This is a genomic window from Streptomyces sp. AK08-02, from assembly GCF_033795085.1.
Classification (GTDB): Bacteria; Actinomycetota; Actinomycetes; order Streptomycetales; family Streptomycetaceae; genus Streptomyces; species Streptomyces echiniscabiei.
Genome location: NZ_JARAZV010000019.1, coordinates 72,857 through 91,977 on the forward strand (window position 1 = coordinate 72,857; position 19,121 = coordinate 91,977).

At 70.2% G+C, this 19,121-nt stretch carries 17 protein-coding genes and 1 pseudogene; 7 read left to right on the forward strand and 11 right to left on the reverse strand.

Going from position 1 to position 19,121, the window contains the following annotated elements; translation table 11 throughout:
• Positions 1-436 precede the first annotated feature (436 nt).
• From PV734_RS35065 to PV734_RS35080, 4 genes and pseudogenes are all read right to left on the reverse strand, one after another.
• A pseudogene (locus tag PV734_RS35065) lies at positions 437-1,327 on the reverse strand (NADP-dependent oxidoreductase).
• A 254-nt stretch (positions 1,328-1,581) separates the two neighbouring features.
• Positions 1,582-2,001 (reverse strand): ester cyclase, encoded by a 420-nt coding sequence (locus tag PV734_RS35070; protein WP_319096112.1) that lies wholly within the window; start codon positions 1,999-2,001, stop codon positions 1,582-1,584.
• A gap of 51 nt (positions 2,002-2,052) precedes the next feature.
• The gene (locus tag PV734_RS35075) at positions 2,053-3,009 is read right to left on the reverse strand and encodes an alpha/beta hydrolase (protein WP_319096111.1); all 957 of its coding nucleotides are present in this window, start codon (positions 3,007-3,009) and stop codon (positions 2,053-2,055) included.
• 112 nt (positions 3,010-3,121) lie between these two features.
• Positions 3,122-3,886 (reverse strand): 3-oxoacyl-ACP reductase family protein, encoded by a 765-nt coding sequence (locus PV734_RS35080; protein WP_319293482.1) that lies wholly within the window; start codon positions 3,884-3,886, stop codon positions 3,122-3,124.
• Positions 3,887-4,015: 129 nt separating this feature from the next.
• On the opposite strand from PV734_RS35080, the gene PV734_RS35085 reads away from it, so the two are divergent.
• The 3 genes from PV734_RS35085 (at position 4,016) to PV734_RS35095 (ending at position 7,303) form a co-directional block, all read left to right on the forward strand.
• A complete protein-coding gene (locus tag PV734_RS35085; protein WP_319096109.1) occupies positions 4,016-4,609 on the forward strand; it encodes a TetR/AcrR family transcriptional regulator in 594 nt (197 codons plus the stop codon).
• A 220-nt stretch (positions 4,610-4,829) separates the two neighbouring features.
• Positions 4,830-5,531 carry an SDR family NAD(P)-dependent oxidoreductase gene (locus PV734_RS35090; protein WP_319096108.1) on the forward strand — a complete coding sequence of 234 codons (702 nt, stop codon included), beginning with the start codon at positions 4,830-4,832 and terminating at the stop codon, positions 5,529-5,531.
• 404 nt (positions 5,532-5,935) lie between these two features.
• Entirely contained in the window at positions 5,936-7,303 is a 1,368-nt protein-coding gene (locus tag PV734_RS35095; protein ID WP_319293569.1) for an aminopeptidase P family protein, read from the forward strand.
• 39 nt (positions 7,304-7,342) lie between these two features.
• Here PV734_RS35095 and PV734_RS35100 read toward each other — a convergent pair whose 3' ends face one another.
• A complete protein-coding gene (locus PV734_RS35100; protein ID WP_319096107.1) occupies positions 7,343-7,810 on the reverse strand; it encodes a DUF6299 family protein in 468 nt (155 codons plus the stop codon).
• A 285-nt stretch (positions 7,811-8,095) separates the two neighbouring features.
• Between PV734_RS35100 and PV734_RS35105 the strand changes: the two genes are divergently transcribed.
• Positions 8,096-8,284, forward strand: a complete 189-nt coding sequence (locus tag PV734_RS35105) for a DUF5999 family protein (protein ID WP_319096106.1) — start codon at positions 8,096-8,098, stop codon at positions 8,282-8,284.
• 22 nt (positions 8,285-8,306) lie between these two features.
• Here PV734_RS35105 and PV734_RS35110 read toward each other — a convergent pair whose 3' ends face one another.
• On the reverse strand, positions 8,307-8,705 hold the full coding sequence (locus PV734_RS35110) for a RidA family protein (protein ID WP_319096105.1): 399 nt from the start codon (positions 8,703-8,705) through the stop codon (positions 8,307-8,309).
• On the reverse strand, positions 8,702-9,841 hold the full coding sequence (locus PV734_RS35115; RefSeq protein ID WP_319096104.1) for an acyl-CoA dehydrogenase family protein: 1,140 nt from the start codon (positions 9,839-9,841) through the stop codon (positions 8,702-8,704). Before PV734_RS35115 ends, PV734_RS35110 begins: the two co-directional genes overlap by 4 nt.
• 147 nt (positions 9,842-9,988) lie before the next feature.
• On the opposite strand from PV734_RS35115, the gene PV734_RS35120 reads away from it, so the two are divergent.
• Entirely contained in the window at positions 9,989-11,680 is a 1,692-nt protein-coding gene (locus tag PV734_RS35120) for an AMP-binding protein (protein ID WP_319293484.1), read from the forward strand.
• Positions 11,681-11,755: 75 nt separating this feature from the next.
• The gene (locus PV734_RS35125) at positions 11,756-12,571 is read left to right on the forward strand and encodes a PaaX family transcriptional regulator C-terminal domain-containing protein (protein WP_319096102.1); all 816 of its coding nucleotides are present in this window, start codon (positions 11,756-11,758) and stop codon (positions 12,569-12,571) included.
• A 73-nt stretch (positions 12,572-12,644) separates the two neighbouring features.
• Here PV734_RS35125 and PV734_RS35130 read toward each other — a convergent pair whose 3' ends face one another.
• Both PV734_RS35130 and PV734_RS35135 read right to left on the reverse strand, forming a co-directional pair.
• Positions 12,645-15,062, reverse strand: coding sequence for a bifunctional salicylyl-CoA 5-hydroxylase/oxidoreductase (locus PV734_RS35130; RefSeq protein WP_319293486.1), 2,418 nt, complete (start codon positions 15,060-15,062; stop codon positions 12,645-12,647).
• Positions 15,059-15,889, reverse strand: a complete 831-nt coding sequence (locus PV734_RS35135) for an enoyl-CoA hydratase family protein (RefSeq protein WP_319293488.1) — start codon at positions 15,887-15,889, stop codon at positions 15,059-15,061. The genes PV734_RS35130 and PV734_RS35135 overlap by 4 nt, the downstream gene beginning before the upstream one ends.
• Positions 15,890-16,178: 289 nt before the next feature.
• On the opposite strand from PV734_RS35135, the gene PV734_RS35140 reads away from it, so the two are divergent.
• Complete coding sequence (locus tag PV734_RS35140; protein WP_319096098.1) at positions 16,179-16,631, forward strand: ATP-binding protein; 453 nt, start codon at positions 16,179-16,181, stop codon at positions 16,629-16,631.
• Positions 16,632-16,758: 127 nt separating this feature from the next.
• Here PV734_RS35140 and argF read toward each other — a convergent pair whose 3' ends face one another.
• Both argF and PV734_RS35150 read right to left on the reverse strand, forming a co-directional pair.
• On the reverse strand, positions 16,759-17,766 hold the full coding sequence (argF, locus tag PV734_RS35145) for an ornithine carbamoyltransferase (protein WP_319293490.1): 1,008 nt from the start codon (positions 17,764-17,766) through the stop codon (positions 16,759-16,761).
• A gap of 127 nt (positions 17,767-17,893) precedes the next feature.
• Complete coding sequence (locus tag PV734_RS35150) at positions 17,894-19,120, reverse strand: arginine deiminase (protein WP_319096096.1); 1,227 nt, start codon at positions 19,118-19,120, stop codon at positions 17,894-17,896.
• Position 19,121: the final 1 nt, after the last annotated feature.

A 19,121-nucleotide genomic window follows, 5' to 3' on the forward strand; every position in this document is an offset into this window, starting at 1 on the left:
AGAAGATACATAGGATGGATTTATAGGTTCGCGATGGCGTCCACGTCTAGAGGAAGGACGAGAAAACCCGGGAAGACAGCACGCAGAAGCAATCGTTGGAGCGTTCGCGGGAGACAGTTCGCAGTCCGTCGCCACTCGGAACGAAGGCCATACATAGGATCTATTTCCGGCCAGCGACACCCTTCCGCCGAGCAGTACCCGGTGCTTCCGAGGCGACGGAGTCCTGCGCGCGACCGTCCCGGCAGGCGAGCCGTAACCGACCTGTGGCCCCGGCGCCTCGGCCCCGTTGCCTCGCCTTGAGGCCCGGCGCGCTGCTCGGCGGAAACCCGGGCCTCCTCGCACACATCACCGGCGGCCAGGACCGTATCCGAGAACGCCGCGGAGGCCTGTCCGGCTACGCCCGTCGAGGCCTGACACAGGTCCGCCACGGCCTGACCTAAGGGAGGACGACCGTCTTGCCCGTCGCGTGCCCTGCGGCGCTGTGTTCCTGGGCGGCTCCGGCCTCGGCGAGTGTGAAGCGGCGCTCGACAGGCAGGCGGAAGGCCGGCAACGCCGCTGCCTCGGCCCAGGCCTTGCGGTGATCCGATGCTGCCGCGGACACCTGCGCTCCGAGTTGTAGCGTCGCGAAGTCGGAGATCGAAAGGACCCGGGAAGGATCCCCGACGATCTCGATCAGCTCGGGCAACACTCCGGCACCGGAGAGATGAAGGGCTCCATCGACACCCGAGGGCGCCGCCACCGCGACGCGCGCGAGGAGACCCTCGCCGTAGACGACCGGAACCGCTCCCAGGGACGCGAGGTAGTCCTGGTTGGGCGCACCTGCGGTACCCACCACCGTTATTCCGCGGCCGACGGCGATCTGGACGACCGCGGTTCCCACGCCCCCCCGATGCGCCGCTGACGAGCACGGTCTGCCCCGCGGACAGTCCGAGCTGGTCGAGAACCCGTACGGCCGTCTCGACGGCCGCTCCCCAACCGGCGGACTCCTCGACGCTCACTCCCTCCGGCACCGGTGCCACGAGGTCAGAACCGCCACTTCGGCATACGTCGACCGGCCCACGCCGAACACCGACTCCCCGACCACCACATCGACGACGCCCGCACCGAGCGCGATGACCGTGCCTGCCGCGTCACCGCCGCTTCCGGCCGGAAAGGCTACGGGGATCATGCCTTCCATCTGTCCCGAGCGGATCCTCCAGTCGATCGGGTTGACTCCTGCGGCCGCCACGCGGATGAGGATCTCGCCCGGCTGCGGCGTCGGAGCCGAGACGTCGACGAGGTTCAGCTTCTCCGCGCCGCCGTAACTGTCGAACCGGATCGCCTTCATGGCACTCCCTGGGTTCGAGTCCGACCGCATCGCGGGAAGGACTCGTGATCTGCGAACGGCCTCACCACGCTTGTGAGACCGGGTCGTTCTTCTTACGGTCCCGCCTTGGCGAGCACATCGGTCGGGCGGGAGTCGTAGTACTCCTCGAGCCTGCTGATCAGACCGTCGGAACCGGGCTCTGCGCTCTGCCCGCACCCGACGGGCCCCCTGTCCGTTCGCCTCACGTCGCGCGCGGACGCGTCCCTGGCGCTGTCTCAGTCGGTGAGCTGCATCTGCATCTGGAGTTGCAGGAGTTCCTCGACGTGCCGGATCTCGACGATCCGGCCGTCGACCACCCGCGCGACGTCGAGGCCGGAGCAGGTCACCTCACGGCCCGTCGCGGGCAGTCCGAACCAGGGGCCGGTGTGGGTCGCCGTGATCACCCACTGGGAGACGACCCAGCCGTCGTCCGTCTCGGCCTGGTAGACGACCTCGTGACGGGGGTTGGTGAACCCGTCGCGCATGGCGGCGACCATTCCCCTCATCCCCTCGATCGCCGAGGGAGCCCCTGGGGGCAGGTTGTGGTCGATGAGATCGGGCGAGACGAGGGTGTCCAGCGCCGCGATGTCACCCGCGTCGAAGGCGGCGAACAGGCGGGAAGGGACATCGCGGGCGGAAGGGGGCTGACTGTTCATGAGGGGTTTCCTCTCATCTCGATGTGGCGGTGTGGCGGTGTACGCAGTTGGTCATGAGGTGGGGGCGGAGGTGGAGTAGAAGGCGTTGATCTCTGCCAGGACGCGGTCGGGTGCTTCGTGGAGAAGGAAGTGTCCGGCGCCGGGGACGTCGGCGGAGGTGGCGTGGGGTGCGGCGTCCTGGAGGGGCGCCAGGACCATGTCGGCGAGGCCGGCCTGGGTGATCATGCGGACCGGGATGGACAGTGGGGTTTCCTGGAATGTGGTGTTGTCGGCCTCGTCCTCGATCTCTGTCCGGTAGAGCTCGAAGCCGGCGTGCAGCACCTGGGGGCGGGAGTACAGCCGGACGAACTCGGCCAGTTCGTCGGCGGAGATGTTCTCGCCGGCGGTCCTCATCCCCTGGAAGAAGTGGGTGAGGAAGGTCTCGACCCGGCCGGTGACCAGTTCCTCCGCGAGGGGCCGCTGCTTGTTGAAGGAGAAGTGCCAGAACATCGACTCGATGGCGGCGAACTTCAGGTTCCTGCCGGTCAGGCCGTAGTCCATGAGGAACAGGCCCGCTATCTGCTCGCGGTACTGGGCGGCCAGCGGATAGGCGACGCTGACGCCGAAGTCGTGGGCGACGACCTGCACGTTCTCGCGGTGACCGAGGTGGTTGAGCAGCTTGTGGACGTAGGTGGCCAGGACCGCCTTGGTCCTGGAGGACGGGTTCCCGGTCGAGTCACCCAGCCCCGGCAGGTCGATGGCGATGACGGTGCGGCCGGGCAGCAGCGAGGGCATGACCCGGCGGTACTCGTACCAGCTCTGCGGCCAGCCGTGCAGCAGCACCATGACCTGCGGGCCGTCGCCGCCGACGACGTAGTGCATCTGTACGTCGTCGATGGTGGTGAAACCGTGCCGGAAGAGCTTGTTGAACTCGGCGTCGTCCTTGGTCGCCGCGTCGTAGCCGGGGCTGAGCGGCTCCTCCGACCCGACGGCTGCAGCGGGCGGGGCGGCTGTGGTGGAAGCGTTCATGGTCGTGGTGCGTCCTTTGCGACAGGAGGTCTGCAGGGGGGTGTTGTCGTGTACGGCGGTGCGGCTGGAGGCCGGTGGACCGTGCCTGCTCGCGGCCGCCCGGGGCGGGCGGTCAGACGGCGATGCCGCCGTCGACGTTCCAGTTGGTGCCGGTGATGAAGTGGGCCTCGGGACCGGCGAGATAGGCGACGGCGCCGGCGATGTCGGCGGGCTCGGCGAAGTGGTCGAGCGGCATCAGTTGCTTCAGGGATTCCGCGTACGGGCCGGAGGCAGGGGTCATGTCCGTGATGGTGGGGCCGGGCTGCACGTTGTTGACCGTGATGCCGCGCGGACCGAGTTCGCGGGCCAGGCCACGGGTGAGACCGGCGACAGCGGCCTTGGTCAGGGCGTAGACGGTCGCGCCGGGGAAGGGGACGCGGTCGACGATGACGCTGCCGATGGTGATGATGCGACCGCCCTGGCCGAGGTGGGGAGCTGCGGCCTGGACGGCGCTGAACACGCCCCGGACGTTGACCGCGATCAGCCGGTCGAACTCCTCCAGCGGGAAGTCCTCGATCGGCGCGGCGTGGGAGACGCCGGCGTTGTTGACGAGGATGTCCAGTCCGCCGAAATGCTCCGTGGTGCGGCTGACCACGGCCCGGACGGCTTCGTGGTCCGCGTTGTCCGCCTGGATGGCCAGGGCGCCGGTCGCCTCGGCCACGGCGTCGGCCTGGTCCTTGGCGCTGGCGTAGGTGAAGGCGACCTGGGCGCCGTCGGCCGTCAGACGGCGCACGATCGCGGCACCGATACCCCGGGACCCGCCCGTGACGAGGGTGGTCTTGCCGTCGAGGGGTCGTACGCCGGAACGGGTGGTGCCGGGGGCGAGCTGGGTGCCCATAGAGGTCTCCGTTTTCTTCAGCACTTGACTTACGAACCGAACCGCTCGGTTACTATATCCACAATGACACTAACCTGAGCAAGCACGGGATTCCTTCCGTGGCGGCGAACTTTTCCCAAGGAGGCTTCGATGCCCAGCACGGGACGGCCCCGGTCGTTCGACACCGACGAGGCGCTGGAAGTGGCGATGCGGCTGTTCTGGGCCGAGGGCTACGAGGGTGCCTCGCTCGCCGCGCTGACCGAGGCCATGGGGATCAACCGGCGCAGCATCTACGCCGCCTACGGCAACAAGGAGGAACTGTTCCGCAAGGCCGTCGACCGTTACATACAGGGTCCGGGAGCCTTCGTGGGACCGGCTCTCGAGCTGCCCACCGCCCGACAGGTGGCCGAGGCGATGCTGCACGGAGGGGTCAACGCCCACACCCTCCCGGACTGCCCACGCGGCTGCCTGCTGGTGCAGTCCGCACTGGCCGCCGGCCCGGACAGCGAACCGGTCCGCCGGGACCTGGCCGAACGCCGGGAGGCCGGAGTGGCCGCCCTGCGGAAACGGCTCGAACAGGCCCAGGCCGAGGGCGACCTGCCGCCCACCGCCGACCCGGACACCCTCGCCCGCTACGTGAACACCGTCGGACAGGGCCTCGCCGTGCAGGCATCCAGTGGCGCCAGCAGAGAAGACCTGCACCGCGTCGTCGACCAGGCCCTCAGCACCTGGCCGAGCACCTGAACCCACCATCCGCACAACCCCCCTGAGCCGCCGCGGCTTCCCTGTCGGCGGTCGGCGCGGTCCAGGGCGGGGAGTCCAGCAATCGGATTGCCCTATCCGTTTCCAGTGGTACGGTGACACCAGCGAATCGGAACACCCTATCCACATCTAAATATGGATAGCCCTATCCGGATGACTCCCTGCTTGTACCTCCACCAGCCAGTTTTGGGAAAGGATCGCTGTGACCAGCATCGCCATCGTTGGAGCCGGCCCCCAGATGGGCCTGGCCATCGCCCGTACCTTCGGCTCCCAGGGCTTCGACGTCGCCCTGATCTCCCGTAACCGCGAGAAGCTCGACGGCCTTGTCGGCACGCTCGCCGCCGACGGCATCGCCGCCGCGGCGTTCCCCGCGGACGTGCTCGACCGCGACGCGCTCACCCAGGCACTCAAGGACGCCTCCGCGCGGTTCGGCGGTATCGACGTCCTGGAGTACTCCCCGGTGGGGTCGTTCGGTGTCACAAGGCTGACCTCTCCGGCCGGGACCGAGCCGTCCGATGTGGAGTTCGAGATGAACTTCCAGCTCTACGGAGCCATCACTGCGACCAACGCGGTACTGCCGGCGATGCGGGAGACCGGCGCGGGCACCCTGCTCTACACCACCGGCGCCGGCTCGATCTGGCCCGACCCGCGGGTCGCCAACGTCAACGCCGCCGCCGCGGCGCTGCGCAACTGGGCGATGAACCTGCACAAGGAGCTGGACGGCACCGGCATCCAGGCCGCCCACGTCGGCATCGACTCGTCGATCGGCGTCTCCGTCATCCCCGGCGTAGAGGCGGCCGAGCCCGAGCAGATCACCCCGCTCTACTGGGAACTGCACACCACCAAGCGCGACGAGGCCGAACTCGTCTTCCGCCTCGATGCCGAGGGCTTCCCACGCGCCTGACACCGCGCCGACGTTGTTGACTCGGCCCCTCGTCGGACCCCCGTCGCGTCACGGCGCCCCAGCGCCGCGACGCGACCCCGGCCAGGCGTCACCGCTTCGCCTCCCGATAAGTGCAGGTCAGCGGCACTTTCCCTGCCCGCGCCCCAAGCGCGCACCAGTACGATGTCTCTCGAACTGACAGCGCGCAGGTCAGAGGCCTTGGCAACTCTTCGTTCTCAGCGTCGGCCCTCAGCACCCGCCGCCGAGCCGATGACCTGACCCCGAGACGAAGAAGGTGCCCCCAGGTGTCCAGGGAATCCACGGAGACCAACCAGACCGCCGAAACCGTCGCCCCCGAAACCGCGGAGACCAAACACCGTAAGAACCGCCTCTACCCGTCCGTCTCGCCCCAGTTGGCCGCGCTGATGACGACGGGGTGGGCCGACACCGAGCTGCAGGACCTGCGCCCCGTGGAGCAGGCGCCGTACGCCGCCGAGCGCCGCGCCGCCCTCTCCGCCCGGTTCCCCGGCGAGCGTCTGATCGTCCCGGCCGGCAATCTCAAGGTCCGCGCCAACGACACGCACTACCCGTTCCGCCCGTCCACCGAGTACGTCCACCTCACCGGCGACCAGACCGAGGACGCGCTCCTCGTCCTCGAACCCCGCGCCGGCGCCACCGGCCATGACGCCACCGCCTACCTTCTGCCCCGCTCCGACCGGGAGAGCGGCGAGTTCTGGCAGGGCGCGGCACAGGGCGAGCTGTGGGTGGGCCGTCGGCACTCCCTCGCGGAGGCCGAGCAGCTCCTCGGCCTGCCGTGCCGTGACGTCCGAGAGGCCGCCGCCGAGCTGCGTGCGGCCCCGGCCGTCCCCACCCGGATCGTGCGCGGCTACGACGCCGGGCTCGAAGCCGCCGTCGCGACGGACACGGACAGGGAGCGCGACACCGAGCTGACGTCGGTCCTGTCCGAGCTGCGTCTGGTGAAGGACGAGTGGGAGATCGGCGAGATGCGCAAGGCGGTCGACTCGACCGTACGCGGATTCGTCGATGTCGTACGGGAGTTGGCGACCGCCGTCGCCACCTCGGAGCGCTGGATCGAGGGAACCTTCTTCCGCCGCGCCCGACTTGAGGGCAACGACGTCGGCTACGGCTCGATCTGCGCCGCCGGCGAGCACGCCACGATCATGCACTGGCAGCGCAACGACGGCCAAGTCCGCCCAGGCGAGCTCTTGTTGCTCGACGCGGGCGTGGAGACGAACTCCCTCTACACCGCCGACGTCACCCGCACGCTCCCCATCAGCGGCACCTTCTCCCCGCTCCAGCGCAGGATCTACGACGCGGTGTACGAGGCGCAGGAAGCCGGCATCAGGGCGGTCAAGCCCGGTGCCGCCTACCGGGACTTCCATGTCGCCGCCCAGCGCCACCTGGCCGAGAAGCTCGTCGAGTGGGGTCTCCTGAAGGGCGACCCGGAGGACGTGTACGAGCTGGCCCTCCAGCGCCGCTTCACCATGGCCGGCACCGGTCACATGCTCGGGCTGGACGTGCACGACTGCGCCAGGTCGCGCACCGAGGCGTACGTCGACGGCACCCTCGAACCCGGCATGATCCTCACGGTCGAGCCGGGCCTGTACTTCCAGCCGGACGACCTGACGGTGCCCGCGGAGTACCGGGGCATCGGGGTCCGTATCGAGGACGACATCCTGGTGACGGCGGACGGTCACGAGAACCTGTCGGCCGGGCTGCCCCGTACGTCCGACGAGGTCGAGGCGTGGATGCGGGGGCTGACCGGCGCGTAGCACCGGCCGGCCCCCGTAGGCCGTGGGGCCGGGTGCGGATCAGACCTCTGTGAGGACGACTTCCTGGATGTGCTCCGCGTGGACGGTCGGCATCGGGATGAAGCCCGAGCGACGGAACTCCACCAGGCTGGTCTTCACCCGGACCGGGCCGGGCCGGTACGCGCCCGGCTCGGTGGCCTTCGTGTTCGACCACTGGTGCCAGGAGCCGTCACAGCTCGCGGGGATGCTGTCCATGCCGTACCAGACGTTCTCGCCGCGCTCGATCGAGGCGGCGACGCGGACCGAGTCGCCGCCGGCGTTGAGGCAGCGGTAGCTGCCGGCCAGCGTGAGTTCGCCGTCGTGCGTGATGCTGCCGGATTCGACGGTCACCTGGTCGAAGCCCTCGTCCGCGGCCTGGGCCGCCGTCGCGGCGGGGGCCAGGCTCAGCAGCACGGCGCCCGCGGCGACGGCCGCGGCGCGGGAGAGGGACGAGAAGGCCGGGAAGGCCGGCGCGAAGGACAGTGACATGGGGAAACCTCCTTGGGGGGAGTCCACAGGTACTGGTCCCACGCGCCCACGCGCGTGATCATCACCCCTTCGTCGGCGAGTCGCGCGCTCCGACTGCCACGCTTTCGGATCTTTTCCGAATGTCAGGGTGGTGTCACAGCACGTCCGCGTGGTGTCACGCTTCCTCGCCACGACTTGGCGCCGGGCGCCCGGCACGGGCATCGTCAGAAGTGGCAAGGAACCGTCGCAGGCGAACACCCGAGTACCCGAACGCCCGAGCACCCGCATCCGATCCGGAGGCACATCATGTGTTCACACCAGCCGCCGTGCCCCTCGGCCGACCGACCCGACCGCGACGCCGCGCACATCGTCGCCTTCCACCCCGAGCAGGGCTGGAACCTGCTGTGCAACGGCGCGATCGTCTTCGACGACACCGGCGAGCTGCTGCCCGACGGCCGCGTGGTCGCTCCGCACCGCCTGGCGACCGCGGCCTGAACGGCCCCCGTTCCCTGACCCGCTACGGCAGCACCGCGAACCCGTCGAGTTCGACCAGGGCGCGTTCGTCCCAGAGCCGCACGATCCCGACGACCGCCATCGCCGGATAGTCCCGCCCCGCCAACCTCCTCCAGACACCGCCGAGTCGAGGGGCCTGGGCGCGGTATTCGGCGACATCCGTGGCGTACACGGTGACGCGGGCCAGGTCGGCGGGCGCACCCCCGGCCGCACGCAGCGCGGCGAGCAGGTTGGCGAGGGCCCGCTCGAACTGCTCGGGCAGGGTGTCCCCCACGACCTTTCCGTCGGCGTCGAGCGCGGTCTGCCCCGCCAGGAACACCAGCCGGGAGCCGGTGGCGACGACGGCGTGCGAGAAGCCGGTGGGCGGCGAGAGGCCGGCCGGATTGACGCGTTCGGCACTCATCGGGCACCCGCCTCCCCATCCACGTTCTTGTACAACTCCTTCGCGATGACGGCCCGTTGGACCTCGCTCGCCCCCTCGTAGATACGCGGCGCCCGCACCTCCCGGTAGAGGTGTTCGAGGAGATGACCGCGCCGCAGTGCCCGCGCGCCGTGCAGTTGGACGGCCGCGTCGACGACGTACTGCGCGGTCTCGGTGGCCAGCAGCTTCGCCATCGCGGCGCGTCCCGGGACGCCTGGGGCGCCTTCGTCGTACGCCGCCGCTGCCGCGTAGACCAGCAGCCGGGCCGCCTCCGTGCGCAGCGCCATGTCGGCGACCTGGTGGGCGACGGCCTGGAGGTCCTTCAGCTTGCCGCCGAACGCGTCCCGCCCGGCGGTGTGGGCGAGGGTCGCGTCCAGGGCCGCCTGCGCCATACCGACCGCGAAGGCGCCGACACTCGGCCTGAACAGGTTCAACGTGCCCATGGCGACCCGGAATCCGCGGTCGGGTTCGCCGATGACGTCGTCCGCGGTCACCGGTACGGCGTCGAGGGCGAGGGCGCCGATGGGGTGCGGGGAGAGCATGTCGAGGGCGCTGCCGGTGAGGCCGGGCCGGTCGGCGGGGAGCAGGAAGGCCGTGACTCCACGGGCCCCCGCCCCAGCTGTCGTACGGGCGAAGACAGTGTAGAAGTCGGCCTCGGGGGCGTTGGAGATCCAGCACTTCTCGCCGGTGAGACGCCAGCCGGAGGGGCCGTCGGGGGTGGCCGTGAGGGACAGGGCCGCCGCGTCGGAGCCCGCGCCCGGCTCGCTCAGCGCGAACGCGGCCACCGCGCTGCCGTCGCTCACCCGGGGCAGCCAGCGATCGCGCTGGGCCGGGGTGCCATGGGCGTGGACGGGATGGGCGCCGAGGCCCTGGAGGGCGAGGGCGGTCTCGGCCTCGGTGCAGGCGTGGGCGAGGGACTCCCGCATCAGGCACAGGTCGAGCGCGCCGGAGTTGAACAAGCGTGAGATCAGGCCGAGTTGGCCGAGTTCGGCGAGGAGGGGGCGGTTGACACGGCCCGGTTCACCTTTCTCGGCGAGTGGGCGCAGCCGGTCGGCGGCCAGCGTACGCAGCTCGGCACACCAGGCGGCCTGTGCCGGTTCGAGTGAGAATGCGGGCATCGCCGGTCCTCCCTGCGAGGCCGTCGGACGCGGCCCACCTTCGACGATATCGCGCACCGTTGACTGTCGTCACCAACACGATACGCTCCTTTGGCAGGGCCGGTCCGGCCCACCAGTACGCCCACCACGGCAAGGGGGCGAAGCGCTATGGACCCCACGCACACCAGGCATCCCGAGCAGCCCGGACACCCGGGCCATCTCGAACACTCCGGAAACGGCGAGGTCCCAGAGGAACGCACCAGCCCCGTCCGGCGGACCCCCTCGGCCCATGTGGACACCTTCGCCCGCGACCATCTCCCGCCCCCGGACCAGTGGCCCGACCTCCCCCGCGATCTGCCCGAGCTGCGCTACCCCGACCGGCTGAACTGCGCGACCGAGCTGCTGAACGGCCCCGCCGCCGGGCGCCCGGCGTTCCGTACCGGCGCGGGCGAGGTGTGGACGTACGGCGAGCTGCGCGCCCGCGTCGACCGGGTCGCGCATGTCCTGACCAGGGATCTCGGGGTCGTGCCCGGCAACCGGGTCCTGCTGCGCGGCCCCACCACTCCCTGGCTCGCGGCCTGCTGGCTGGCGGTGCTGAAGACGGGCGCGGTCGCGGTCACCGTGCTGGCCCAGCAGCGCCCGCAGGAGCTGCGCACGATGTGCGAGATCGCCCGGGTGGGGCACGCGCTGTGCGACATAAGGGCCCTCGACGACCTCGCCGGAGCGGAGATACCGGGGCTGCGGATCACGACGTACGGCGGCGACGGCCCGGACGACCTGCTGAACCGTCCGGTGCCCGGCACCCCGTACGCCGATGTGGACACCGCGGCCGACGACGTGGCGCTGATCGCGTTCACGTCCGGCACCACCGGTCGCCCGAAAGGGTGCATGCACTTCCACCGGGATGTGCTCGCCGTCGCCGACACCTTCTCGCGGCACGTTCTGAAGCCGCGCGCCGACGACGTGTTCGCGGGCAGTCCGCCGCTGGGTTTCACCTTCGGGCTGGGCGGTCTGGTGGTCTTTCCGATGCGGGCGGGGGCCAGCGCCCTCCTCCTCGAACAGGCGGGCCCCAAACAGCTGTTGCCGGCCATCGCCGAGCACCGCGTGTCGGTGCTGTTCACGGCGCCCACGGCGTACCGCGCGATGCTCGACGAACTCGACGCCCACGACACCGGCTCACTGCGCCGCTGCGTCTCGGCCGGCGAGAACCTGCCCTCGACCACCTGGCGGGCCTGGTACGAGCGCACCGGTCTGCGGCTGATCAACGGCATCGGCGCGACCGAGTTGCTGCACATCTTCATCTCGGCGGCCGACCAGGACATCAGGCCCGGCACGACCGGGCTGCCGGTGCCGGGATGGCACGCGCGCGTGCAGGACGAGAACGGCGGGCCGGTGCCGGACGGCACGCCCGGGCTGCTCGCGGTGCGCGGTCCCGTCGGGTGCCGGTATCTCGCCGATCCGCGCCAGGGCACGTATGTGCGGGGTGGTTGGAACATCACCGGGGACACCTACGTCCGGGACGGCGACGGCTACTTCCGGTACGTGGCCAGGGCCGACGACATGATCATCTCGGCCGGGTACAACATCGCGGGCCCGGAGGTCGAGGAGGCTCTGCTGCGTCATCCGGACATCATGGAGACGGCGGTGGTGGGTCGGCCCGACGAGGCGCGCGGGCAGGTCGTGGTGGCGTACGCGGTGCTCAAGGAGGGCGTACGCCAGGACGCGGAGGCGCTGCGCGCGTTCGTCAGGAAGGAGCTGGCGCCGTACAAGTGTCCGCGCGAGATCGTCTTCCTGGACGCGCTGCCACGGACGGCGACCGGCAAGCTCCAACGGTTCCGGCTGTGCCCCCAGACCAAATGATCTTGACTTAAAGTCATTCATCGAAGGTAGTTGACCAGCGGAAATGGCGAGCAGCAGTGACTCCGGCGGCCTAAAATGATCAACGTGTCCGAACAGCACGCCCCGCGGTCCCTCATCGTCACGCTCTATGGCGCGTACGGCCGTTTCGCGCCCGGCCCGGTGCCTGTCGCCGAGCTGATCCGGCTCCTCGCCGCGGTCGGCGTCGACGCGCCCTCCGTACGGTCGTCCGTGTCCCGGCTCAAGCGGCGCGGCCTGCTCCTGCCGGCCCGGACGGCGCAGGGCGCGGCCGGGTACGAACTGTCGCCGGATGCCCGCCAGCTGCTCGACGACGGTGACCGGCGCGTGTACGCCGCCGCCCCTCCCCCGCACGACGAGGGCTGGATCCTCGCCGTGTTCTCGGTCCCCGAGTCGGAACGGCAGAAGCGTCACGTCCTCCGTTCCCGACTTGCCGGACTCGGCTTCGGCACGGCGGCTCCGGGCGTGTGGATCGCCCCGGCCCGCCTCTACGAGGAGACGCGCCACACCCTGGAGCGGCTGCGTCTCGATCCGTACGTGGACTTCTTCCGCGGTGATCACCTGGGCTTCGCTGCGACGGTCGAGGCGGTCTCCCGCTGGTGGGACCTGGCCGCCATCGCCAAGGAGCACGAGGCGTTCCTCGACCGCCACGCGCGGGTGCTGCGCGACTGGGAGAAACGCGAGGACACCCCGCCCGAGGAGGCGTACCGCGACTACCTGGTGGCCCTGGACTCCTGGCGCCACCTGCCGTACACCGACCCCGGCCTCCCCGCCCACCTGCTCCCCGCCGACTGGCCCGGCGTCCGCTCGGCGGCCGTCTTCCAGGGCCTGCACGCCCGACTGCGGGACGCCGGGGCGGTGTTCGCGGGCCTGTGACCTCAACAACATCAGAGGCCACTGTCGCGCCTGAGCTCACCGTCGACAACGGGGACAGCAGAGGCGGACGAGGTCAACTCCCCAGGGTGAGACGGGGTTTGGGGTCGTCCGTGCGTCCGGTGCGCGGGCGCCGGCTGCCCGCACGGTACGGCGCCGGCCAGACCACGCCCGGCCCCTCGTAGCCCTGCTCGGCCGCCGCGTGCAAGGTCCAGTTCGGGTCGTAGAGATGAGGGCGGCCCAGCGCGCACAGGTCCGAACGGCCCGCCAGGAGCAGGGAGTTGACGTCGTCCCAGGACGAGATCGCGCCGACGGCGATCACCGGAGCACCCGTCTCGTGGCGGACGCGGTCCGCGAACGGGGTCTGGTACGAACGGCCGTACTCCGGACGCTCGTCGGCCACCACCTGGCCGGTCGACACGTCTATCGCGTCGGCGCCGTGGGCGACGAAGGCGCGCGCGATTCCGACGGCGTCCTCGGCCGTGGTGCCGCCGTCCGCCCAGTCGGTGGCCGAGATACGGACCGTCATGGGACGCCCGTCCGGCCACACCTCCCGCACGGCGTCGAAGACTTCGAGGGGGAAGCGGAGACGGGCGGCGAGCGGGCCGCCGTAGGCGTCCGTACGGAGGTTGGTGAGCGGAGAGAGGAAGCCGGAGAGCAAGTAGCCGTGGGCACAGTGGAGTTCGAGCAGATCGAAGCCGGCGCGGGCGGCTCGGCGAGCGGCTGCCACGAACTGTGCCCGGATTACTTCAAGTTGACTGTACGTCAGCTCGTGCGGGGTCTGACTGTCCGGCCCGTACGGAACCGGGGACGCGGCGGCCAGTGGCCAGTTGCCCTGCTCCAAGGGCTCGTCGATGCCCTCCCACATCAGCTTCGTCGAACCCTTGCGGCCGGAGTGGCCGAGCTGGACGCCGAGGGCGGTGCCAGGGGCCTGGGAGTGGACGAAGGCGGCGACGCGCTGCCAGGCCTCGGCCTGTCCCTCCGTGTAGAGACCGGCGCAGCCCGGGGTGATGCGCCCCTCCGCGCTGACGCACACCATCTCGGTCATCACCAGGCCGGCGCCGCCCAGCGCTCTCGCGCCCAGGTGGACTAGATGGAAGTCGCCGGGGACGCCGTCGGTGGCCGAGTACATGTCCATGGGGGACACGACCACCCGGTTGCGAAGGGTCAGCCCGCGCAGCCGGAAGGGCGTGAACATCGGCGGGGTGGCGGGTGGACACCCGAACTCCCGCTCCACGGTGGCGGTGAAGCGCGGGTCGCGCATCCGCAGGTTGTCGTGCGTGACGCGACGGCTGCGGGTGAGGAGGTTGAACGCGAACCGGCGGGGCGGCTGGTCCAGGTAGAGGGGGATGTTCTCGAACCACTCCAGGCTGGCCCGGGCCGCCCGCTGGGTGGAGGCGACGACTGGCCGCCGCTCCTCCTCGTACGCCACCAGCGCCTCGGCCAGGGTCGGCCGCTCCTCCAGACAGGCGACGAGCGCGAGGGCGTCCTCGACGGCGAGCTTGGTGCCGGAGCCGATGGAGAAGTGGGCGGTGTGGGCGGCGTCCCCGAGGAGGACGACGTTGCCGTGCGACCAGCGGTCGTTGACGACCGTACGGAACGTGGTCCACGCCGGTTTGTTCGCGCGCAGTGGCCGTCCCCCGAGGGCGTTCGTGAAGATCTTGGCGCAGCGTTCGACCGACGTGGCGACGTCCGCTTCGTCGAAACCGGCCGCCCGCCACACCTCCTCCCGCATCTCGATGATCACGGTCGAGGCGCCGAATTGATTCTGCGGCCCGGAGGGCCCCGTTGAGGGGTGGTGGTCGGGCGACGGGCGGGAGTACGGGTAGCCGTGCAGCTGCATCACGCCGTGCTCCGTCTCCGCGATCTCGAAGCGGAAGGCGTCGAGGGCGAAGTCGGCGGCGAGCCAGAGGTAACGGCAGCGGTGGCTGGTCAGCCGGGGGCGGAACTCCTGGGCGTAGGCCTCACGGGTGGCGCTGTTCACCCCGTCGGCGGCGATGACCAGGTCGTACGTCTCCGCCAGCCACGCCGGATCCGGGGCCCGCGTACGGAAGCGCAGCTCGACGCCGAGGGAGCGGCAGCGGGCGTGCAGGATCTCCAGGAGCCGACGCCTGCCGAGGGCGGCGAAGCCGTGTCCGCCGGAGGTGTGGCGGGTGTCTCGGTGGACGATGTCGATGTCGTCCCAGCGGACGAAGTGCTGTCGCAGAGCCGCGTGGACCACGGGGTCGGCGTGTTCCATACCGCCGAGGGTCTCGTCGGAGAGGACCACTCCGAAGCCGAAGGTGTCTTCGGGGGCGTTGCGTTCCCAGAGGGTGATCTCCCGATCGGGTTGGCGGCGTTTCAGCAGGGCGGCGGCGTAGAGGCCGCCCGGGCCGCCACCGATGATCGCGATTCGGTGCGGGTGGCTGGTCGTGGCTGCCGACTGCGGGTTGTCGGTGGCCGGTCGCACAGTTCCCCGCACCCCTGGGTCCGCCGTCCCTGAGGTCGGATTCATCGGCCACGCCACTTCGGAGGGCGCTTCTCGGTGAACGCGGCGTGGAATTCGGCGTAGTCCTCGCCGGTCATGAGGAGGGCCTGGGTGGCGGCGTCCAGCTCCACGGCCGCCGCCAGCGGCATGTCCAGTTCGGCGGTGAGGAGGGCCTTCGTCTGCGCGTACGCCAGTGCGGGGCCCTCCGCGAGGCGGCGGGCCAGCGACTGGGCGGCCTCGTCGGCGCGGCCCTCGTCGGTCAGTTCGCTGATCAGGCCGATGCGCTCGGCCTCGGGCGCCCGCACCGGCTCGCCGAGCATCAGCAGACGGGTCGCGTGCCCGAGCCCGACGACCCGGGGCAGGAGGTAGGCGGCGCCCATGTCGCCGCCGGAGAGGCCGACCCGGGTGAAGAGGAACGCGAAACGTGCCGACGGGTCGGCGACCCGGAAGTCCGCGGCCAGCGCGAGGACGGCGCCGGCGCCCGCCGCCACCCCGTGCACCGCGGCGATCACCGGGAACGGACACTCCCGTACGGCCCGCACAACCTGCCCGGTCATGCGGTTGAAGTCGAGCAGCTGGACGGTGTCCATGGAGAGGGTGGCGCCGATGATCTCGTCGACGTCTCCGCCGGAGCAGAAGCCGCGCCCCTCTCCGGCCAGCACCAGTGCTCGTACCGACCGCTCCCGGGACAGCTCGGCGAGCAGGTCGCGCAGGTCGGCGTAGGCGCCGAAGGTGAGGGCGTTGAGTTTCTCGGGGCGGGCGAAGGTGACGGTGGCCACGCCGGTGGGGGCGAGATCGACGCGGAGGTGATCCCAGGTGGAGGTGCGGGGGGTCGAGCCGGTGAAGGGACTCATGCGCGGCCTCCTCGTCGAGGTGGGACGGCTCCCCACGAAACTATCACCTATATATGACTGTCGTCACGAGTCCGCGATACGACAAGTCGAGACGGCCTGTTCCGGTGATCCCGTCCCGTCACGAGGTGTCAATAGCGCGGTAACAGTGGGAGTGGTCGAGGGAGACGGGCCGTTGGTGTGGGTAAGTCGAACGGTGAGCGGGACCGAAGGTCCCGCCCGGCGCCCGACCACCGCCCCTGCCGGACCCCGCCGTACCCTTCCTATTGTTGAAAGCAGGACAGCCTGCTCCATGAACGGAACCGCCGTGCAAGAACTCCCCGCCCCCGCCTCCTGGCGTATCGCCCTGCCGCACACCGCCGCGGCGGTGCCTGTCGCCCGCGCGCTGGTCCGCACGGCCCTGACCGAGCTGGAGCACGCGGCGGCGGACTGCGACACGGCGGAACTCCTCACCGCCGAGCTGGTGGCGAACGCCGTGGAACACACGGCCGGGGACGCGCCGATAGAGCTGGTGGTGGAGTTGCTGCCGACCAGCTGCCAGGTCGAGGTGCACGACCCCGACCCGGCACCGCCGGGAAACCTGACGCGGCCGTTGGCGGAGGAGCCGGACCCCTGGCAGGAACACGGCCGAGGACTACTGCTGATCCGAACCCTGAGCTCGTCCTGCGGACACCGCCCCACAGAATCAGGCAAGGCGGTGTGGTTCCGGGTACCGGTGGTACCGGCCCAGTGGCGGAGGCAGTAGAGCTGCCACCTTCCAGCACGGGCCCGCACCATCAGCCCGTCCGGCGATTGAGGACAAGGCCCGTTCAGGGCCGGCAGCGGGGGTCTGGGGGCGCAGCCCCCAGCGACGGGAGCAAAACCCCCACCCCCTAAGCCAGCGCAGCGACCAGCACAGCCTTGATCGTGTGCAAGCGATTCTCCGCCTCGTCGAACACCACCGAGTGCGCGGACTCGAACACCTCGTCCGTGACCTCCAGCGACTCCAACCCGTACGTCTCGTGTATCTCGCGCCCCACCTTCGTCCCGAGATCATGGAACGCCGGCAGACAGTGCAGGAACTTCACGTCCGAGTTGCCCGTCGCCCGCAGCACGTCCATCGTCACCGCATACGGCCCCAGCGCGGCGATCCGCTCGGCCCAGACCGCCTTCGGCTCCCCCATCGACACCCACACGTCGGTGGCGACGAAGTCGGCGCCCCGGACACCCGCCGCCACCTCCTCGGTCAGCGTCACCCGCGCACCACTCACCTCCGCCAGCTTCCGCGCACCGGCGACGACGTCCTCGGCCGGCCAGTAGGCCCGCGGCGCGACGATCCGTACGTCCATGCCGAGCAGCGCGCCGGTGACCAGATACGAGTTGCCCATGTTGAAGCGCGCGTCGCCGAGGTAGGCGAAGGCGATCTCCTTCAGGGGCTTGTCGCTGTGCTCGGTCATCGTCAGCACGTCGGCCAGCATCTGCGTGGGGTGCCAGTCGTCGGTCAGGCCGTTGAACACCGGCACCCCCGCATACGCGGCCAGCTCCTCCACCGCCGCCTGGCTGTCGCCCCGGAACTCGATCCCGTCGTACATCCGTCCGAGCACCCGCGCGGTGTCCTTCACGGACTCCTTGTGCCCGATCTGCGAGCCCGACGGGTCGAGGTACGTCGTCGAGGCCCCCTGGTCCGCCGCCGCGACCTCGAACGCACAGCGCGTACGCGTCGAGGTCTTCTCGAAGATCAGCGCGATGTTCTTGCCGGTCAGGTACCGCGTCTCCGTCCCCGCCTTCTTCGCCGCCTTCAGCTCGGCGGCGAGGCCGAGCAGCCCGCGGAACTCCTCCTCGGTGAAGTCCAGCTCCTTGAGGAAGTGGCGCCCGGCGAGGGCGGTCGGGACGGTCGCCATGGGGCACTCCAAGTGATCCGGGGCAGGACGTACGGGACACCAACGAATGGAAGTCTATACGACTCCTAACATTTCTATGCGGAAAGGCATTCGAACGCGGGCATGGGAGTCCAAGTTGTTCGACCGCCTACGTCACCGCGTCACGCTCCACCGGGCAGCTCATACAGCGCGGACCACCCCTCCCCCGCCCCAGCTCACTGCCCGGGATCTCTATCACCTCAAGGCCCTGCTTGCGCAGATGCGTGTTCGTGGTCGCGTTGCGCTCGTACGCGACGACCACCCCCGGCTCGACGGCGAGGACGTTGCACCCGTCGTCCCACTGCTCACGCTCGGCCGCGTGCACGTCCTGGGTCGCGGTCAGAACGCGGATCTCGCTCAGCCCGAGTGCGGCGGCGATCGCCCGGTGCATGTGCTCCGGCGGATGGTCGGTGACCTTCAACTCCTTGTCCCCGACGCCCGGTTCGATGGTGTAGGAGCGGAGCATGCCGAGTCCGGCGTACTGGGTGAAGGTGTCTCCGTCGACCATCGTCATCACGGTGTCCAGGTGCATGAACGCACGCCGCTTGGGCATGTCGAGCGCCACGATCGTCTCGGCCGAACCGGCGGCGAAGAGCTTGTGCGCGAGCATCTCGACCGCCTGGGGCGTGGTCCGCTCGCTCATCCCGATGAGTACGGCGCCGTTGCCGATGACGAGCACGTCCCCGCCCTCGATGGTGGAGGGGTAGTCCGCCTGCCCCTGGGACCAGAGGCGGAAGGTTTCGTCACGGAAGAGCGGATGGTGCCGGTAGATCGCCTCGAAGTGCACGGTCTCCCGCTGACGGGCTGGCCAGCGCATCGCGTTGATGGAGACGCCGTCATAGATCCAGGCCGAGGTGTCACGGGTGAAGAGATGGTTGGGGAGCGGACCGAGGAGGAAGTCGTCCAGGTCCATGACATGGAAGCGGACCGAGGTCGGCTCCGCGTGCCCGGCCAGGAACTCCCGCTTGGTGATGCCGCCGATGAGCAGCTCGGCCAGTTCGGTGGCGGGCAGGGTCTCGAAGGCGGCACGGAGATGGTCGGTGGCGAGCGGCCCGTACTCCTTCTCGTCGAAGACACGGTCCAGTACGAGGGTGCGGGCCGCCGGGATCGCCAGGGCCTCGGTGAGCAGGTCGCCGAAGAGGTGGACGGCGACACCCCGGTCACGCAGGACGTCGGCGAAGCCGTCGTGCTCGGCGCGCGCCCGGCGCACCCAGAGGACGTCGTCGAAGAGGAGAGCGTCCTTGTTGCTGGGGGTGAGCCTTTTGAGCTCTAGATCCGGCCGGTGCAGGATGACGCGGCGCAGCCGCCCGGCCTCGGAGTCGACATGGAATCCCATG

What these genes read in the sequence shown, in the direction of transcription:
- PV734_RS35115 (WP_319096104.1), bottom strand. Translation starts at nt 9,841, where the DNA reads ATGCCCGCATTCTCACTCGAACCGGCACAGGCCGCCTGGTGTGCCGAG.
- argF (WP_319293490.1), bottom strand. Translation starts at nt 17,766, where the DNA reads ATGGCGACCGTCCCGACCGCCCTCGCCGGGCGCCACTTCCTCAAGGAG.
- PV734_RS35095 (WP_319293569.1), top strand. Translation starts at nt 5,936, where the DNA reads ATGACGACGGGGTGGGCCGACACCGAGCTGCAGGACCTGCGCCCCGTG.
- PV734_RS35150 (WP_319096096.1), bottom strand. Translation starts at nt 19,120, where the DNA reads ATGGGATTCCATGTCGACTCCGAGGCCGGGCGGCTGCGCCGCGTCATC.
- PV734_RS35140 (WP_319096098.1), top strand. Translation starts at nt 16,179, where the DNA reads ATGAACGGAACCGCCGTGCAAGAACTCCCCGCCCCCGCCTCCTGGCGT.
- PV734_RS35120 (WP_319293484.1), top strand. Translation starts at nt 9,989, where the DNA reads ATGGACCCCACGCACACCAGGCATCCCGAGCAGCCCGGACACCCGGGC.
- PV734_RS35070 (WP_319096112.1), bottom strand. Translation starts at nt 2,001, where the DNA reads ATGAACAGTCAGCCCCCTTCCGCCCGCGATGTCCCTTCCCGCCTGTTC.
- PV734_RS35125 (WP_319096102.1), top strand. Translation starts at nt 11,756, where the DNA reads ATGATCAACGTGTCCGAACAGCACGCCCCGCGGTCCCTCATCGTCACG.
- PV734_RS35085 (WP_319096109.1), top strand. Translation starts at nt 4,016, where the DNA reads ATGCCCAGCACGGGACGGCCCCGGTCGTTCGACACCGACGAGGCGCTG.
- PV734_RS35110 (WP_319096105.1), bottom strand. Translation starts at nt 8,705, where the DNA reads ATGAGTGCCGAACGCGTCAATCCGGCCGGCCTCTCGCCGCCCACCGGC.
- PV734_RS35105 (WP_319096106.1), top strand. Translation starts at nt 8,096, where the DNA reads ATGTGTTCACACCAGCCGCCGTGCCCCTCGGCCGACCGACCCGACCGC.
- PV734_RS35100 (WP_319096107.1), bottom strand. Translation starts at nt 7,810, where the DNA reads ATGTCACTGTCCTTCGCGCCGGCCTTCCCGGCCTTCTCGTCCCTCTCC.
- PV734_RS35080 (WP_319293482.1), bottom strand. Translation starts at nt 3,886, where the DNA reads ATGGGCACCCAGCTCGCCCCCGGCACCACCCGTTCCGGCGTACGACCC.
- PV734_RS35135 (WP_319293488.1), bottom strand. Translation starts at nt 15,889, where the DNA reads ATGAGTCCCTTCACCGGCTCGACCCCCCGCACCTCCACCTGGGATCAC.
- PV734_RS35130 (WP_319293486.1), bottom strand. Translation starts at nt 15,062, where the DNA reads ATGAATCCGACCTCAGGGACGGCGGACCCAGGGGTGCGGGGAACTGTG.
- PV734_RS35075 (WP_319096111.1), bottom strand. Translation starts at nt 3,009, where the DNA reads ATGAACGCTTCCACCACAGCCGCCCCGCCCGCTGCAGCCGTCGGGTCG.